Below are 17,088 nucleotides of genomic sequence, written 5' to 3' on the forward strand. Positions count from 1 at the left end.
TTAATGCGCCCCGTTGCCCGGATAGCTCAGTCGGTAGAGCAGGGGATTGAAAATCCCCGTGTCCTTGGTTCGATTCCGAGTCCGGGCACCACTCTTTAAAGAACCCAGCCTATGGCTGGGTTTTTGCTTTCTGGGGTTCCGGTAGATTTCTGGTCATCTTAGCCACAGTTACCATCACTCGGCCTCTTCCATCCAGCCTGAGCATTTCCTTTTAGCTACTCCCTGCCCTTGCGGTCACAGTGCCGTCTTCTTTTGGGTTTCAAACGGGCAATAAACACAACTCCAACTTCTATGCCTGTCTGGTGGATTCATCACAGCAAGGCAAAATCCGGTCTTTGTCCGGTCTGGAGAAGGAAAACCTAATTGCTTCGCTCCAGATCATTTGCGTAACTGCGCCTGGTATGACTTCATTTTACTAGAGCGCTGTTCGCAAATAATTTGCTCACTTCCAGCTAAATTCAGTACTAGTAATGCTATTAACAATTCTGTTTGGACTCACAGCCAGAAGTAGATGTTGCAATCACCACTGTGCAAATCAATAGGAAGCAAGTCATGGCTTGATGGAAATAGTTTTCCGGCTACTAACAAGTGAGTGGAAAGGTCACGAAACCGCTATTTAAGAATGGAAAAATAGCCCCACCTTGTATCTATTGCCGGAGTAGCGATCATCGGGAAGCCTGCTAGTTTTTCAAGCAGCGGTACACCCGCAAATGGCTGCTCGCGCATTCGCATTTTGCTACTAAACCGCTTTTTCTATCTTATCCAACAGAACGCGTCAAAATCGATAAATACAGCAATAAGGATACCGGATACCCTTATCACTCACATTTAAATTGATTATTTATCGAGAGATGACTAGGATAGTTGTATCACTTTACAGAGGAATACAGTATGACCAAACCGCCTTCAGAGGTTGCAGAGCTGATCCATGATGCAATGGAAAACCTAAACGAACAAAAAGCCATCACTCGCTTTCAAATGTCACTGAAAGGTATTGGAGTGCTCGCTCAACGCGACTTTGTTGACCAGAGTTTTTTGATGATGCTTTCATCAGAATTAATTGTACGCGGTTGGTGCATGTTTCAGATCAGCCATACCAGCTACAGTCTGATCCGCCATGAATCAGCGTCGAAATTTCGCAAACTTAGCAGTGAATATCTTTTGTCATGCATTAATGGAGGGAACCCAGATTGAATTCACGTACACCCTCGTTGTTAGTTTGCATCAATGAACTTGATGGGTCTAACCGTCAGAAATACGCTGCAAACACTATTCGGCGTATCAACATGGAACTCTGGAGCAACGGATTTGCTGCCAACAAAGGTTTTTCTGATGAAATCCTTTGCCACCCTGATGGCTTTGTCTGGACGTTCGAAAATACAGTTCAGCGAGATTTAGCTCTGGTTGAGATGGAGGTAGCAAGCGATTCCTGTGCAATGCCAATTATGAAGATACAAGGACGGCTATCGTCCTCTCATATAGTGCATTTCCCTCGCCTTAGTCCATCACTGCGCGAAAAATGGGAGCGTCTGAAATCTAAATCTTCGGCACCTACCCCGATCCGTAAATCACTGCGCAAGCGCAAATAAATGTGGCAATAGCTGGAGATGAAAATTAATTTCAAGGCAGATGACAAGTTCTGCCATTTTCACTGGAGTACCAATCTTGGATGCTACAATAATCTTATTCAAATACAGGCCAGCGCCAACATACCGCGCAGCTAGGCTTACTCAACCCCTCACAATCCCGGAAAGGATTCCCGGACTTGTTCACGGTTCTCAATAAAATCGGTTATCAGCCCTCCGTCAACCAACTTTTCCCAGCCACTGTTAAGCCTCCAGTAAGTGAAGTTAATGGCGGCGTTAAAATCCCTGCTGAGCAGCAATTTAGGTCTGGCATAGCGTCAATGAAGGTCCGTTCCGTGCCAAAAGCGGAACTTGGAGTGCCAGAAGCCCTCTAAAAATAATGGTTCGTTTTATAGGGATACTTACAGCAGGGCTAGACGATTGATAAGAATGGTTTATATACTCGCGCATATCTACATATTTTTCAGGTGTTCACATGAAAATGACACGCTTAGAAGCTATCAAGGCATGGGGTAGAGCAAGCCGTGAAGGTAAACCTATTCCCGATGATGTTAGAAAGGTTCTGATCAGCACTCAAGATGATAGCCTTCATGATTTCGGTGTAGAAGCTCCTACAGCTAAAGTTAGAGTTAGAAAAGAGCAAGTAAAAAAGAATATGAACGGCAAGAGGCCGTTCGCTACATCAGGTACTATCCGTAGTGCGGGAGGTGCTTTAACTCCTGAAAAAATGGAAATATACAACCAAAAACGCAAGTTAGATAACCAAAAGCGTAAAAATAACCCTCAACTTTATTCAAAGCTAATACAAGACTTTATTGTATCTGGTTTATCTAAAAAACAAGCCACTAAGAAAGCTAAAGCAATTATTTTAAGTGCAACCCTAGATAAACTCAATAACGATAAAAAACCTCCTTCAGTCAGAACAAAAAGAATTGTTAAATCTAATACTTTACTTAATGAGGGAAAGATTAAATCTGATCCCTGGCACATAGCAAAAGTTAAGCAAGATGAGATCAATTTATCTAAAGTAGAACAAAGACGGATCGACACGGCATTATTAAGACGTCCTATTTCATGTATTGAATGCAAAATTGACTTTAAATCATTTGGTGGATTTGTAGATCATACTAAAGATGTTCATCATGCTAGCGTAAGTACACCTAAGCTAGTTGTAAAAAATGAAGCACCTATTGACTCTGTTGATATTGTCATTGAGTTGCCTGTATTGCCAGCTAACGAGCCAGGAGAGCCCGTTGTTTCTATTCCTGTTGCCAAAACACCAGAAGCATTTAGTGATAAGTGGATCAGGTTGTTTGTAGAGAAAGGTTACAGTGCTGCAATGGTTGAAGCGTTTAAACGTGATGCAATTAAAGAGAATATGACAGCATTACAGATACATGATTTTCTTAGTGTCTGTAAGCCTTATAAAGCCCCTGTAGAAACGCCTGTACGTCCTCTAGAAACGATTATTACCTCTGAATACACTAGCACCATTACAGAGGCCGTAGAAACGCTTGTAGAAGCACCTATAGCATCTGTTGCTAATGATTCCTCCTACGCTGTTACCCTAGATGATTCTATCGAGCAAGCTTTGTTTGCTGATCGCATTGTTCGTACCCGTACCAATCAGAACGATTTTAAAGAACGTGTAGCCGCTAACTTTGGTTATCGTTGCGCCATTACGAATAGCGGAGAAGCGTTAGAAGCCGCTCATATTGAGCCAGTAGGAACGGGGAATAATAACACTTCGAATGGGGTGCTTATGCTTGCTTGTTTGCATCGTCTTTTTGACGCTGGATTGATGGCTATCAAGCCTGATGCTCTTACAGTGCATTTCAAAGCTAATTGTACATACTTTGCTAAAAGTACGTTGGAAGGTAAAAAAATAAATGATCACTCAGTTTCTTTGAACAAATCAGGATTGTTAGAACGCTGGCTTAGCTTTAATACTTGAGAGTATTTAGGGCAATTGAAACACTGAATAGCAACTTTTTCTGTAATCACTTTTGTGGGAACTTTGGACTGACCCCACAAAAGTGCCAACTTCCGCTTCTCGCTCACAGCGAACATTTAGCTTCGTTAGCCAAGCGCTGACGTAGTTAACGATGTAGCATGTTAATCTGTCGGGAGCATAGCCGAAATCACTCAACCCATTAGACTTCACCTAAAACTGCAAAAATTACTGTCTTTGTCACACTCACCGAGTTTAGTCAGACTAACACTATACATAATGCGAGCAAGAGCCAACCAAAAAGACTGATCAGCATCAACAGTGAAGTTTTTCCCCGCCACTTCCCCGCAATTCCTCCGCAGTTTTCCCGCTAGAGAGATCGACACATCCCTTGCATACCAACGCTTTGATTCAAATCTCCCGTTTTCCCGCTTATTTTTTACAGTGCGTAGATAAATGATTACTCCTGAGTGAATTTTTATATTTTTATGGTTACGTGCATTGATTAAACTTAACAAACTCATTTTAAACAAGAACCATAACTAAAACATCAAAAAAATAATTCTGACATGAAATCCTTTCACAATATATCTTCATAAATTCTATAACTCATCGAAACCTATTTGTATTTTGGACTCCTGTAAACGTGGAAACTTAGCGAGATTAATATTTTTTTGCAGTCACATCAATCATTAATATTCACCTCAATTAGTTAGGTTTTTTGCGACATATCATAGCAGCATACTATTTAACAACTGATTTCACATACACGTTCACTTATATATTATTCATATGAATCAATTGCTATCAGTATCTTTCAGTTAATCGAATACCAATCTCTTTCATTCAATGCTAACCCAATGTCATTTTCACGGGGAAACGGGGAAATGACCAGTTAAACCGTTATGGTGCAACGCTTTTTCACCTCCCGTTTTCGGGAATTTCACCGGGAAAATTGCGGAGAAGACCAGAGAAAGACCGGAGAATTTCATCTCACCTCCCCCACTAACTGAGGATCGTCATTGCCACAACATATCCATGCAGCCTTTTCTTCCACGGCTCACATAACACGCTGAGGCACGGGACTCTTCCCTCCCTGCCTCACTTTCTGACCTCACTAACGTATTAATCACCCCTGCATAAGGAGACTTCTGCATGTCCACACCACGCCGTTTTAAGTTTACTCACCGCCTCATTGATGGCCTGCCCCCTAATGAACCTGATGCCCTCTCCCGTGAAGCGGAATACAGCGATACCGAAATCAGCGGGCTCAAATGTCTGGTTGGCAAAGGAGAAGGCAAAAAGAAATTTCTCTTACGCTATCTCTGGCAGGGCCGCAAACGCGCCATCAGTATTGGTCACTGGCCGGAGATTGATGTCACGACCGCCCGAAAGATTGCCACTGAGATGAAACGCCAGATAGCCACCGGCACTGACCCGCGTTACGAGCGGGACAAATGCCGGGCCATTCCTACCCTTCAGGAAGCCTTCAGTCAGTATTATTTCCCGTGGGCGAGGCTGCATAAAAAGAGCTGGAATAAGGATGAGCAGCGCTTTCGCGACCATATAGCCCCAGTGATGGGAAATCTACTGCTTAATGAAATTACGCCCCGTCACGTTACTCATCTTCAGTCATCGCTCTGCGAAACCTGTCAGCCCGCCACCAATAACCGGGTGATTGCTCTGCTGAAAGCCCTCCTCAGATGGTCACTGCGTCATGAGATGGTGACGGTGAACCCGGCGGCAAACATCCCACTTCTGCGTGAAAATAACGCCCGCCAGCGTTATTTCTCGGAAACGGAAATCCGGCGCATATTCGAGGCTGCCAGCGAGGACAACAGCCGTGTAGTCGGGATTTATATTCGTTTACTACTGCTGACCGGATTGCGGCGTGACGAGCTGAGGCTGGCAAAATGGGTACATTACAATAAGCAACAGGGAACGCTGTGGCTACCGGAAACCAAGAACGGCTCAGGGCGACTGGTTCACCTCAACAACTGGGCGGTAAAGCTGATTGATGAACTACCCCGCTTCGGCGGCAATATCTGGATGTTTGGTGGCAAAATTCCGGGTAAACCGGTCTGCAATGTGACCAAGGCCTTCAGGCGCATTATCCGGCGGGCAGGTATCTACGATGAGGAGGTCTGCATTCACACCTGCCGTCATTCGGTTGCCGCATTAATCGTTTCACGGGGAGGCACCTTATATGACGTTCAGGCTCAGCTCGGGCATCGCAGTATCCAGTCATCACAGCGTTATGCCCATCTGCATCCACAGCGACTGAAAGCGACCGGACAGTTGATTGAGCAGCATATCGGCAATGCGTTGGCCCTTTCCGGGCAACCAGACTGACCGCAGGCAGAATACAGGTCGCTTTTGCGGGCGACCTGCAGCATCGACCGGCAAGAATGCTGAAGCTGGCTTTGGCAAATTCAGAGGGAAGAACAGTGCTCCACCCCATTAGTCTCACTAATGATTATGCGTGTCGTCAGGGATTGCCAGACTCATGTTATCTCAGCCAGCCTACCCAATAATAAATCGGGTTATAATAGAAATTTATATTATTTATAATATTATTGAGAATTTCTTACCATTATACTGGTAACAACTTTTTAAGCACAATACCACTGTTAGCATGGAAACGCGGATTGCTAAAGAACAGTCGGTTTAACCAGTTCAAGGAGGGTGTGATGTTCAGAAGATTAATGGGCAGGCTGAGTAAGAACGTGAACTATGAGACTGAGTTCACATCTGCTGTAAAACGCTCAAAAAAATGGGGACTTGAAGTCCCCAGGGTCAGGTTGAGCAAAACACCTTTTCTGACGGGTGATAAGGGCGAAGCCGCACTCAACGTCATTCAGGAAATCGCTTCAAACCACACGCCAAAAGAGGTCTCACAGCAGTGCTTTGGATACATGTATTTCGCACAGGATGCTTTAGAGGAAGCCTTACAAACTCCGCTCTATTATACTTTAGGCTATGTGGATTATGATAAAAGTCCGGTCTTTTATACATGTGAAGAAACACTAAAAAATAATCTGGGCGATCCGACGTCAGGTATCGGAACGATAAATTTGCATGCGTGGCTGACGACGCCGAACATGGAAATAATAGACCTTACATTTGGTACCACATATGGCATTGTGAATAATGTTCCATCGGCAATTGGCCGCTGTGCGTTTCAACACTACTCTGCATTTAATGAAAACATGGTTTACCATCCCCAGCTGGTTGGTGACGATTATTTAAAGCGGATTGGTGCCCTCGTTGATTTAAGAGCGTTAAATGTATTTACAATCTAAAACTAGTCGTTTCCGGCGTATTTTTATGGAAGGAAGTCGACAGGGCGAATCACGTGCAATGCCAGGACATTTGCCGGGTCATCTGATTAATAAGTGACATGATAAAGGCCGCCTGCGCGGGCGGCCTTTGATATCAATGAGTAAGAACTCAGAGTCTGGCTTTTGCAAAATCAGCGGAGAAACAGTAGCCCGTCACATTGACTTTGCGGATGGTCCTGCGTGCAGTGAGCCGATCGCCTTCCGGGCGAGTAAGATAGCCAGCCTCATCGACCAGGCGGGCCAAATTTTTCGCAGACAACCCCCACTTATTGCCCAGTTTATCGAGCGTATCGGGGAGGAGCAAATAGCTTCCGTCATCCAGTATATACCCGGCAATATCGGTTTTCTGAGACGCAAAAGAGGGCATTTTTGCGTCAATCAGTTTTGAACGGTTCACAGCGATAAAGTTCTGAACAGCAATCAGGATATTCTCCTTGCGGCCTGCATCGCTGCGATAGTGCTGCAACCAGCGTCCGAACGCTTCGAATGTCACATCAGCAATATCTGAGCATTGCCATGGCAGGATACCCCAGTCCGCGGCGAAGGCTCCGGTCATATACAGAATGGCAAAACGACGCAGCGCCCGGCTTTCAACAGAGCTGAGAGTAGTGAGCCCCGCGTGCAGCCGCCGGTTCATTTCATCATGAAATTCGTTCAGCGATGACTTCATAATATCCGATGTCGTTTTCCAGTCGAAATAGTTCTCACTTTCGTCTGCCAGATGCGTCAGGCACTGCACGAACTCATAACCGGCACTACCATGGCAGGTCAGCAGACTAGTCTTGATATCGCTGATACGCTGTCTGGCTGCATCAATGCTTTCATTCTCGCTGCGGGAGTCCTCCGCCATGACGGGGATCGACAGGGCACGATGTAACATTCCATCCATCACCTGAGACTTTTCAAGGCGAATTCTGTCTACAATCGTCAGCTCGCCCGTAGACAGTACGTTTTGCACCCACGTAGATTGTCGCGCCATCCCCAGAGTCTCCGGGTCCATTCTCGATTTCGTTGCACCGGATACAATGTCATACAGCGTTTCAGCAAAAAATTTACCCGTGAAAGAACCCAGCTCATCGAGGGCTAATGTGGTGCCATTATTCATGACCATCAGCAATTCCAGTCCATTTGAGGTCGCGTTCCAGCGCTGGATTTGGGTTGGACTTCCGCTGCCGGGCTCAGCAGCCTGACCATTCACGCTTGCGCCTACCTGTAATGCCGCGGTTTTGCCGGTCGAACTGTCGCCACACAGATGAAAAATAGCGCCACTTTCGCCCAGCAAAGGCAGAAGGAATGAACTCAGCCCCACCAGAATGGCAAGTTTTGGTGCCATGCCGCAGACTTTCCTGGCAACCTGTTCCTGCCATTGTTCAAGCGAGCCCGCGACTGCAATGGTGTTATTTACCATCATCCCTTCGCCCGGAATCACACCCTGGATCCCCTCCCGCCCGGCCACAAAAATGGGATAAGGACCAAACTGAAACACCAGCTCTTCAGGCTGGAAGCCCGGGCGGATCGCCACACGATAGACTGGAAGGTCCATTTCACATGACCGTTGCAGGAACACCAGGAATAACTTACTGTCATCAACGAAAATACCTTTACCTGCAAGCTGGCTGATAACAGAATCGGTGCTCTTCTTCACCTTTTTCATGCAGATAATCATTTCAACTTCTGCACCACTATGGTTGGCGCACTTTAAAATAATATGCCAGTTCCCGTTACCGGCACGATTACAGGCCTTTGCCACAGGTTCAAGTGAATGACTGGACACAAGTTTCTTTTTATCGTCATCTTCATGGCAAAAATACAATCTACCATTCTCTTCAGCAAAACCTTCCGGTAAACGACGTTCATTTTTTTTATTAATGTTAGACATGATAAATCCTTATTCAGGTTAAATTCAGGTTGTAGAATCCCCTTCCCGGTTAAAGGGAATGAATTCCGTAATACAGATTTAAGGTTTAATGACTACTCTCAGCGGTTCAGCATCAGCGCCATTGCGCGTTCGACATCGTCGTGCTGCTGAATGCCAAAGTACTGCGCATATAAAGTGGTCGTACTAATGCATTTATGTCCGAGAAACCGTTTAACGGCATAAACGTCCCGGGTCGCAGCCAGCATTGCACTTCCGGCGGTATAGCGAAGCTCGTGGATAGTAAAGCGCTCAATCCCCGCCCTTTCACATATTGCCGTCATAAGCCGTCGGGGCTCGCTGACTCTGCCACCGGCTCCCGAGCGAAAAAGCAGCCCCGCATTGCCATATCTGCTCATCTGCAGCAGAACAATATCCATTGCTTTCTGGCATAAGGGCACTAGCCTCGAATCCCCTGATTTTGTATCATTGAGGAACAGTGTTTTCTTGCTCATGTTAATATTCTTTATATCAGCAGAGCGCGCCTCGCCCAGCCTCATGCCGGTCAGCGCAAGAAAAGCCAGAATTAAAAGCGTGTCCCGGGGCTCCTGCTTAATGTCATCATCCAGCACCAGCATAAAGGCAGAAAATTGCGACGGCTCCATAGCCCGCCGTAATGATGCCGGTTCCCGGAATGTTTTAAATCCGGCTACCGGAGACGATGAAATATAATTAAACTCCACGCTCCAGGTAAAAATGGCCTTGAGTAGCGAAATGTGGCGATTTCGCGTTGAGAGCTTCAGGCCATTAAGCCCCTGGATATAATCAGCAATATCACGCCTGCTTATCATATCCAGGTCAATATGCCCCAGTTTCGGCAAAAAGTAGTTGTTAACTTTTGACTGGTCTGAGGCAAAAGATTTCTTGTGTATTCTGGAGTATTCCAGATACCTCAAGAACAAGTCAGCAAGCTTCATCACAGTCAGCAGTATTCAGGGTAAGGCATAATGTCTTCATATTAATTATCCTCCGTTAGTGTAACGCCGTTAAGGTGTGTGCTTCCGTCTACAGCACGGGGCTAACTTTATCGGAGCCGTTCTCTTATGGGAAGCCAGTCAGCCCGGATTAAATACCGGGATTTCATGTCCAGCCCACATAAAAAAACCAATAAAAACAGACATTTAATTTTGAAGGCGCTTGCTTTTATTTACCAGATGTGATGTCGAATGTAACAGGTGCACAGCACCGGGCACGCGGACCAACGGCCCCGGTGCGGGGTATGTGGCTACCCCACAGTGAAGAGTTCAACAGACGTTCTGACATTCCACAGCGCTTTGATACAATGCTCATGGGTGTCACTGTCTATCAGCTTGTTTATATCCTCATTCCGGCGAGAAGTATTTGCATCCAGCCAGGCATAATGTTTATCAATCTCCCGGAGAAAACGTAGCCGGGTATATTGCGTACTGCTGTCTGCCTGCATTCTTTTCAGCACAGCATAAAGCACCGCCTTCACGACAATGTATTTTTGCAGGGAAAGAACGTTATCGCTGGATAAACCGAAACGGTTTTTTATATAGGAAAGTGTTGGCCGGACAGGCTTAATCGTGTTCAGCGCCTTTTTGTCAAAGGCCCCAAACCCGCCTGCATCACAAAAGTCGGTCAACAGCACATAGAGGAAAACGGTATCAAAGGCGATTTTCTTTTCCAGCACCTTTCTTTTTTCATTGTAATCACTGACAGAAAAGTTATTTGCAAAATCATCAGCATCCTTTCTGCATTCCCGGTACAGCTGCAGCGCATATTCAATAATCGCTGTCGCCGATGCCGGATCCGCCGGCTGGCAGAGCTGCATAACCTGCTGTATCCCGTCCTGGGCGGAAAAACTCAGTACCTTCATTAAATCCTTATCCAGCACATACAGAGAGTCCATCCCCGTCTTTCGGATGGTCTTCAGGGCATCATTACACGTGCGACGGTCAAAGGGAGAATGTGAAAGGCCCCTGATAGTGGGGAAAAAAGACAGGCTGCCATTTGCATAAAGATTATCCATTGCCGGAAAATAAACGCCACTGGTGCCTAAACAATAAGTATCAAAGAATGTCTCCAGTGCATTTATCTGATTAAAAACATAAGCATCATGATAAATATTTACCTTAAGGTGCTGCGGGTGATACAGCCGGATATAACTCCACATCAGGCTATCCCTGAAGGCCTGTGTTTTTAGCCCCTTCCCCCGGTAACGTAAATCGGAAAAAAAGGAAGAGATAAAATCAGCCTGGTCCGGGTCCTGCAGAACGTTCAGCACGGAATTTTTGGCCGGTTCCGCGATGTGACTAAGATGGACGCTGCCATTTAAAAAACGGAACAAGGTCGCAGGCGTGACACCCTGAAGATAACGTATATCCTGATGCTTTCTCAGTTTTGCCAGAAAATAATTCAGTTCCTTATCCAGACTCATACGTATTTTCCCTGTAATAAATATTCAAATCAGACACATATTATTCTGGTGCCCATTATTAATAAGGACACCGCAATGCACATTATACAGTCTCCGGCAGACGCTTTCTGCCTGCCCGTGTCACCGGTTCAGCAATTGCAACTGGTAAACGAACTCACTGAATGCGCTGACAGCAGCCTCACTGCGGCAACGGCGCTGTGGGAGGAAACTCAAACCCAACTGCTGTATCTGCTTCCCCGCGAGGAGAAGCACCTTTCTGAACAACTGACCACTTACCTGCACCATCTGGCCTGCAATGTCGAATACGTCATTCGTCTGGATGCTTCGCTGTTTCTTGCCCTGACCATTCTCAGCGACTCAGGGCAGGGCTTTTATCTGCTGTTCCCGTCGTCTGCGACCTTTACCAGGGCTGCTGAACTTATCGCTATGGCTGCACCTTCAGGATATTAACCAATGAAAAAGACCAAACCTGTACCAGTTTCCACAACTGAAACCCAAAACGACCTCTGCGTTCTTACTGGTGAGGCCGAGAAAATTAATCCGCATTCCACTGGCCTGCTGCACTGGGAGATGACTGAAAATCAGGACGGGGAACGGGGGGTGCGCATTACCGCCAACGACAGTGGCGGTCTGTTTTCCCGGGAATGGATTGCCCTGAGCGCTATATCTGGTGTTCTGAAAGCCCATGAAAACGGCGATTTCACCTCTACGGCTCTGCGCCCGTTGTTTACCAGCGCCAGCCGCAATAATGCGGGTTTCCTCGCCGCCATTCTTCGTTGTGCTGATATCTGTCTCACCGAAGAGGGTTCAGGCGGGGCGTTCAGTCATCGCTGTTACCCGGACTGGGAAAAGCGCTTGGAAAAACTGCTGACAATCCCCCCTTCTGCCTGACCCCCTTTATCCCCCTTGCTCTCCCCCTTCCTTCATGACCTTTGCACTGCCGAAGGCAACCTAATTTATATCGCTATAAAGGAGATTATCTGTGATCCCTAATTCACCCACGTTGCACCAGCCCACTCTTGACCTTCCCCTGAGTAACGAATTTATCGCGCTGATAACCACACACCTCGCGGCACTGCCTGACACTTGTCAGAATGTCGTGCTGAACTTTCGTGACCCGGAGTACAGCGCTGAAAACGGTGGCTGGCATCCGGTAGAAATTCGCCTTATCCGCAGCGAACAGCCTGAAATATGGCAACTGGATTACCTCACCGACTTCAGCTGGCAGGGCCGGGTCTGGCCCGAACTGGCAAAGGAATTTGATATCTGCTGGTCGCAGCGCTATGCCTGGCACTACCTTATCGGAGAGCTGCCGCTCAACCATGAGCTGAGCGAGTTCTGGACGCTCTGGCAGGAAAATTTTGTGGCGTACTGCGCGATGGATGTCTTCACCGTCACCGTTTCCCCGGACTAATAAGGAGGCTTTATGCTGTTCACGCTTATTTCCCGGCTGGTGATATACCGGCCTCTGTTCAGTCTTGCGGAAAGCTTTGCCGACAATGTTATTCGTGACACGGTGGACGAACCGGCAAGAGGCGGTATCGTCTGGTGCGAACTGGCAGGCGGCTATGCCACCCACAGCGGTATCTACACCGGCAATAACCGGATTGTGCATTTGTCCGGTGATGGCGAGGTGCTGTGCAGCAACCGCAAAGGATTTATGGCCAGGCTGAATGGCCTGAACCCTGCCATGTCGGTCTATACCGACTGTCAGGGACGGTTGCCGGTTGGAAATATCGCCGCAGCCGGTCGGGCATTACGGGCGCTGGGCTCCAGACGTCAGTATCACCTGCTGAAGGAGAACTGCCACCGTTTCACAGCAGAGTGCCTGACCGGAAGACCGGATAATGCCGTAGTCCTGCATCGCCAGCTTAAACGACTGCAACGCGGGAATACCTGGCGCGTATGGGAGGACTGATGGCCCGCGCTGAAAAACTTGCTGAACGCCTCTGCCACTGCGTCATTTTGCTCTGTCAGGGGAAGACGTTGTCAGTCCGTGTGCTCACACAACACTTCGGGATTTCATCCCGCACAGCCCGCCGTGACCTTGCCCGCATGGGCTGCATCATGGAGCCCGCTTCCCCCGGTTGCTGGCGTCTCTCAGCACAACTTCGACGTGCTTTCATCCATCGCTGAAAATTCTTTCCCCTGTGGTCATAACCTGTCCAGCCCACCCGATATGCTTATTCGGCGATATCCCGCATGGCTTGTTATTTAAGGAAAAAACATCATGAACAAGATTTGTACTGCACTGTTTATTTCGTTCATCCCGCTTGTCAGCGCTCATGCCGGACTGGTTCAGGTTGAAAACCGGGTGAGCTGTTATCTGGCTCTGGACGGCAATGAAGGGCTTATGAAGTCCAGTGGAAGTGACATCGCTTTCACCAAAAGCTGGCTGCACAACGAACTGGCCCGCCACGGCGTTGACCAGGAATCAATTAATGAAAACTCTGATGCTCTGGAAAATGAGCTTCCCCGGGCTTATCAGAAGGCAGCTTTCTCCGATAAATGCGTCAGCTATTACAGTTCCTCCGCCAACCGCAAAGGCGATGAATAGTCATCGGCCTGACGCTATCAATAACTGAATTCAAACCTCTTCATTTTTCACAGGTTAAATTAATGAAAAACATCATTCTCACCACATGCATTCTGGCAGCATCTGCTTCAGCATCCGCCGCTCTAATCCCACTGGAAACAGCGGGCCGTTGCTATGAGGCCACCCGTCAGTCAACGCAAATGGCCATGCTGCTGGACCCGGATGCAAAGGAATACAAAAATATTGGCGACAACAACAAGGAGCTGTTTGGCACGCTTTCCGGCGGCGTGGGCGAAAAGGACTCGAAGAAAATACGTGATGCGTGGAAAGCCATTCTGGATAATGCAGGCATGGAAGGAAAAATGGCGAAATCAGACGGGTATCGTGCAATGAATATGTATCCGCACGATGTCATTATGCAGGAAGCTAACAAGTGTGTCCGGCTGGCGCTAAAAAGTGGCATCGTCAAACTGTGACAGCCAATCAATAACAGAAGGGAGAGCGTTGTGCTCTCCCTTCTCAATGACTCACTGGTGCGGTTTATTTTTTGCCCGGCGGCGTGATTTCGCCATACTTCACCTTCAACCGGACGATTTCGCACTCATACCAGGTGATAATGACCTTCAGTAACGCATTCACTTTATCCAGGTCACGAGGAGCAGAATATCCAACCACCCCTTTATTCATCGGGCTGAAGCGTTCCTTACGGGAAAGCGTCATCGCCGCCAGTTGTTCATCAATGCCGTGCATCAGCAGGTGGCTGTCGTCCCCGGCCTGAAATCGCTCACAGATAAATGCGGCATGTTTGAGTAAAACCTCTGGCTGAACGGGGAAAGGGCTGTCCAGCCAGTCTTTCAGTCCGGCATTTTGCGCATTATCATGCGCCCCCAGCAACCCGCTCAGTAAGTCCACTGCAAGCGCCTCAAAAGCATTTTCCGCGTCATTATCGTCGTATAAAGTCGTTTCGTTATTCATCTGATGTTTCTCTATTCATTTCATCATATCGGGTGAGCGCACTGCGCATGTCGTCAATAATCTGATTGCGGATGGAAGCTGGCTTAATGACTTCCACCTCAGGCAACCAGTATTTGATAAGAGGAATAATCTGCCGGGGGTGCGCCACACGGGAAATAATGAGCAAATCACCGGCTGGTGTTGTATGGATAATTTCCTGACCGGGATAAATGTTGCGGCGAGAGAAATAGGATGCCGCGCGGGCAGATACAGCGATCAGCACTTCGGTGAGTTCATCGCCATACCAGATGCTTTCCGCAAGTTCCACCTGCTGACTGACTAAGGGATCAGGACTGAATCGCATATTGCTGACCTGCACATGGGCCATCGTGGAAACGGCAAAACTCTTCAACGTTCCTTCGTGCCGGGCGGCGAGATACCAGAGCCCTCTGTCATTCACGACACGATAAGGTTCAGTGGCCGAAAACGTTTTGTCTTTATAGGTAAAAGTTATTTTCTGTGATGCCTGAATCGCCCCGGAGATCGCGTTGAGGGTGGACATGAAAGCACCGCAATTCTCATAAGGGCGTTGCTTGATCAGGAAGGGATTGTTTTCGGTGTCTCCCAGGAGCACGTTCAGCAGGCGATCTTCCCAGCGGGGGAACAGCCCTTCGATACCGAGAATGCGGGTAAAACGGCGCAAATCCGTGTTGCTGCGTTGTCCCAGTATACCTTTAGGCAGCCGATACTGTTTACCCTGTCGGAGCAGATTAAGATAGGCAAGGCGCTCGGTCAGATCACGCCGTATTGTTTTTTCGCAAACGTTAAATTCGTCAGCAAGATCCCTCACGGTCAGTGACTCGCCATTATTGAGGCGCGTCAGTATCAATCCAAGTCGGTATCCAAGTTTGTCGTGTCGGTCCATTCCAGCATCCGGGTTGCTGAAGCAGGAACGGGATTATGTGCAGTCGTGTGGACGGGTTATGTCCACACATTGCAATACACAAGTAAAATAAAAAACATTAAAATCAATATCTTGCAAAACAATCACAAAAGGGACACAACCTGTCCATCAATGCACATCAATAGATGCGCATACTTCTACTACTGAAAATTCATGCAGTTGAAAATCACCCCTTCCCTTATAAAAAAAGGTATCGGATAATGTGCATTAATCACTCACCCTAACAATAAGCATACAACAAATAATGACAAAAGAGTTACTGTATGAATTACTCCATGATATTTGGAAAACATCTAGCCATAGTGATTTCTCTGGGATCGGAGTAATTATTTGTAATGATACCAAAAACCTTTCCATAACAAATCTGCGGGATACAAATCCTATACAGAATGGTTCTACCTTAGATTTACTTTCCGAGATATCAAATAAAAACAATACATATCATGATGGCTTTCACATTTTAGATGACTCAGGAAAAATAAAATATATAGCACAATACTTTTCTCCTCAAATAATACCTAACGTATGGTTTGATAGATCAAGATTTGTGGGAGGGCGTTTCGTTGCAGCTCTATATGGTTCTTTCATCGAGGAAATACAACTTACAGGCATTGTAAGCGAAGGAGGGCGTCTTTCTATATTTGAGAACGGAAAGGAAATTCATTATGAGGAGCTACAATGATAAATTTAATCCCGATCGGAAAAGTTATATCCTTGATTGCAGTAGCCTATGCAGTTATATGCTGCCTGATTTTATGGGCTGTATACGATGAAAATATGACTTTTTCATCTGCTGTATCAATTGCAACAGGAGGTTCACTACTTCTCAATGCCCTTTTGTTGTCACTTATTTACTTTGGTTGGCGCTGGCTATGGAAAGCTTTACCTATATTAAACGATCTGCTCTTCCCTGATTTAAATGGAACCTGGGATATGGTTATCCATTGGGAATGGGGAGATAAAAAAGGTACATCACGAGCAAATGCAACGATTAAGCAAACCTTTCTTAAAATTGGAATGGATGTTGAAGCCGAAGGCTCAGACTCACAGACTTTGGTGGCTAAACCTAAGAAGGATGAAGAAACTGGGCGTGCAGTACTCTATTATGTCTTTTTAACAACTCCTAAACATAAAGCAAATTTTGACGAAGAAGCCCCATATAGAGGAACGGCAATTCTTAAACTAAGCCTAAAAGGTAAACGTAAACTTAATGGGAACTACTTCACAAGCCGTAAAACTGTTGGCTATTACGAGCTGACACGTCTTGACTAAGCACCTGCCAGCAGTTGAGAGCCCTCTCACTGGGGGCAAATATCCTAAGATATTTATCACAGATAGTACCCAAAGCCTTATTGCTGTTTTTTTATACAAAATGATGATTTTATCTTCAAATTTCTTTCATTAAGACCTTGAATGTTGTTCAGATTACCCCATATTCTA

At 46.6% G+C, this 17,088-nt stretch carries 20 protein-coding genes and 1 tRNA gene; 15 read left to right on the top strand and 6 right to left on the bottom strand.

The window, feature by feature from the left end; translation table 11 throughout:
* Window positions 1-15 precede the first annotated feature (15 nt).
* The 4 genes from ACOTZB_RS17105 to ACOTZB_RS17120 all read left to right on the top strand — a co-directional run bounded on the left by ACOTZB_RS17105 (window position 16) and on the right by ACOTZB_RS17120 (window position 3,540).
* A tRNA-Phe gene (locus ACOTZB_RS17105) sits at window positions 16-91 on the top strand.
* A gap of 800 nt (window positions 92-891) precedes the next feature.
* Window positions 892-1,194, top strand: coding sequence for a hypothetical protein (locus ACOTZB_RS17110; protein WP_032619060.1), 303 nt, complete (start codon window positions 892-894; stop codon window positions 1,192-1,194).
* Complete coding sequence (locus ACOTZB_RS17115) at window positions 1,191-1,589, top strand: hypothetical protein (RefSeq protein WP_125183079.1); 399 nt, start codon at window positions 1,191-1,193, stop codon at window positions 1,587-1,589. The genes ACOTZB_RS17110 and ACOTZB_RS17115 overlap by 4 nt, the downstream gene beginning before the upstream one ends.
* A 472-nt stretch (window positions 1,590-2,061) precedes the next feature.
* Complete coding sequence (locus ACOTZB_RS17120; protein WP_421627883.1) at window positions 2,062-3,540, top strand: HNH endonuclease; 1,479 nt, start codon at window positions 2,062-2,064, stop codon at window positions 3,538-3,540.
* Between the two features lie 866 nt (window positions 3,541-4,406).
* Here the strand turns inward: ACOTZB_RS17120 and ACOTZB_RS17125 are convergent.
* Window positions 4,407-4,529 carry a hypothetical protein gene (locus ACOTZB_RS17125; protein ID WP_421627884.1) on the bottom strand — a complete coding sequence of 41 codons (123 nt, stop codon included), beginning with the start codon at window positions 4,527-4,529 and terminating at the stop codon, window positions 4,407-4,409.
* A 163-nt stretch (window positions 4,530-4,692) separates the two neighbouring features.
* On the opposite strand from ACOTZB_RS17125, the gene ACOTZB_RS17130 reads away from it, so the two are divergent.
* Both ACOTZB_RS17130 and ACOTZB_RS17135 read left to right on the top strand, forming a co-directional pair.
* Window positions 4,693-5,889 carry a tyrosine-type recombinase/integrase gene (locus tag ACOTZB_RS17130; protein WP_421627885.1) on the top strand — a complete coding sequence of 399 codons (1,197 nt, stop codon included), beginning with the start codon at window positions 4,693-4,695 and terminating at the stop codon, window positions 5,887-5,889.
* 338 nt (window positions 5,890-6,227) lie between these two features.
* Window positions 6,228-6,839 (top strand): hypothetical protein, encoded by a 612-nt coding sequence (locus ACOTZB_RS17135; protein WP_194401782.1) that lies wholly within the window; start codon window positions 6,228-6,230, stop codon window positions 6,837-6,839.
* A gap of 148 nt (window positions 6,840-6,987) precedes the next feature.
* Here the strand turns inward: ACOTZB_RS17135 and ACOTZB_RS17140 are convergent, their stop codons facing one another.
* The 3 genes from ACOTZB_RS17140 to ACOTZB_RS17150 form a co-directional block, all read right to left on the bottom strand.
* Window positions 6,988-8,757, bottom strand: coding sequence for a DUF927 domain-containing protein (locus tag ACOTZB_RS17140; RefSeq protein WP_194401781.1), 1,770 nt, complete (start codon window positions 8,755-8,757; stop codon window positions 6,988-6,990).
* 98 nt (window positions 8,758-8,855) lie between these two features.
* Window positions 8,856-9,710 (bottom strand): tyrosine-type recombinase/integrase, encoded by an 855-nt coding sequence (locus tag ACOTZB_RS17145; protein WP_063162089.1) that lies wholly within the window; start codon window positions 9,708-9,710, stop codon window positions 8,856-8,858.
* 308 nt (window positions 9,711-10,018) lie between these two features.
* Window positions 10,019-11,194, bottom strand: coding sequence for a hypothetical protein (locus tag ACOTZB_RS17150; RefSeq protein ID WP_421627887.1), 1,176 nt, complete (start codon window positions 11,192-11,194; stop codon window positions 10,019-10,021).
* A 75-nt stretch (window positions 11,195-11,269) separates the two neighbouring features.
* Between ACOTZB_RS17150 and ACOTZB_RS17155 the strand changes: the two genes are divergently transcribed.
* The 7 genes from ACOTZB_RS17155 (at window position 11,270) to ACOTZB_RS17185 (ending at window position 14,206) form a co-directional block, all read left to right on the top strand.
* A complete protein-coding gene (locus tag ACOTZB_RS17155; protein WP_194401779.1) occupies window positions 11,270-11,644 on the top strand; it encodes a hypothetical protein in 375 nt (124 codons plus the stop codon).
* A gap of 3 nt (window positions 11,645-11,647) precedes the next feature.
* Window positions 11,648-12,085 (top strand): hypothetical protein, encoded by a 438-nt coding sequence (locus ACOTZB_RS17160; RefSeq protein WP_194401778.1) that lies wholly within the window; start codon window positions 11,648-11,650, stop codon window positions 12,083-12,085.
* Window positions 12,086-12,176: 91 nt separating this feature from the next.
* On the top strand, window positions 12,177-12,608 hold the full coding sequence (locus tag ACOTZB_RS17165) for a DUF2787 family protein (protein ID WP_320715364.1): 432 nt from the start codon (window positions 12,177-12,179) through the stop codon (window positions 12,606-12,608).
* A 12-nt stretch (window positions 12,609-12,620) separates the two neighbouring features.
* Entirely contained in the window at window positions 12,621-13,112 is a 492-nt protein-coding gene (locus tag ACOTZB_RS17170; RefSeq protein WP_421627888.1) for a hypothetical protein, read from the top strand.
* Entirely contained in the window at window positions 13,112-13,330 is a 219-nt protein-coding gene (locus tag ACOTZB_RS17175; RefSeq protein ID WP_265095231.1) for a DeoR family transcriptional regulator, read from the top strand. Before ACOTZB_RS17170 ends, ACOTZB_RS17175 begins: the two co-directional genes overlap by 1 nt.
* A gap of 94 nt (window positions 13,331-13,424) precedes the next feature.
* On the top strand, window positions 13,425-13,751 hold the full coding sequence (locus ACOTZB_RS17180) for a hypothetical protein (protein WP_194401776.1): 327 nt from the start codon (window positions 13,425-13,427) through the stop codon (window positions 13,749-13,751).
* Between the two features lie 62 nt (window positions 13,752-13,813).
* Entirely contained in the window at window positions 13,814-14,206 is a 393-nt protein-coding gene (locus ACOTZB_RS17185; protein WP_194401775.1) for a hypothetical protein, read from the top strand.
* 64 nt (window positions 14,207-14,270) lie between these two features.
* Here the strand turns inward: ACOTZB_RS17185 and ACOTZB_RS17190 are convergent, their stop codons facing one another.
* On the bottom strand, window positions 14,271-14,705 hold the full coding sequence (locus ACOTZB_RS17190; protein ID WP_194401774.1) for a hypothetical protein: 435 nt from the start codon (window positions 14,703-14,705) through the stop codon (window positions 14,271-14,273).
* On the bottom strand, window positions 14,698-15,609 hold the full coding sequence (locus ACOTZB_RS17195) for a helix-turn-helix transcriptional regulator (protein ID WP_421627890.1): 912 nt from the start codon (window positions 15,607-15,609) through the stop codon (window positions 14,698-14,700). The genes ACOTZB_RS17190 and ACOTZB_RS17195 overlap by 8 nt, the downstream gene beginning before the upstream one ends.
* A 283-nt stretch (window positions 15,610-15,892) precedes the next feature.
* Between ACOTZB_RS17195 and ACOTZB_RS17200 the strand changes: the two genes are divergently transcribed.
* Together ACOTZB_RS17200 and ACOTZB_RS17205 are read left to right on the top strand one after the other, a co-directional pair.
* Entirely contained in the window at window positions 15,893-16,330 is a 438-nt protein-coding gene (locus ACOTZB_RS17200; protein ID WP_194401772.1) for a diadenylate cyclase, read from the top strand.
* Window positions 16,327-16,920, top strand: coding sequence for a hypothetical protein (locus ACOTZB_RS17205; protein ID WP_194401771.1), 594 nt, complete (start codon window positions 16,327-16,329; stop codon window positions 16,918-16,920). The genes ACOTZB_RS17200 and ACOTZB_RS17205 overlap by 4 nt, the downstream gene beginning before the upstream one ends.
* Window positions 16,921-17,088 lie beyond the last annotated feature (168 nt).

The organism is Enterobacter cloacae complex sp. SHL020, from assembly GCF_049236945.1.
GTDB classification, from domain to species: Bacteria; Pseudomonadota; Gammaproteobacteria; order Enterobacterales; family Enterobacteriaceae; genus Enterobacter; species Enterobacter dykesii.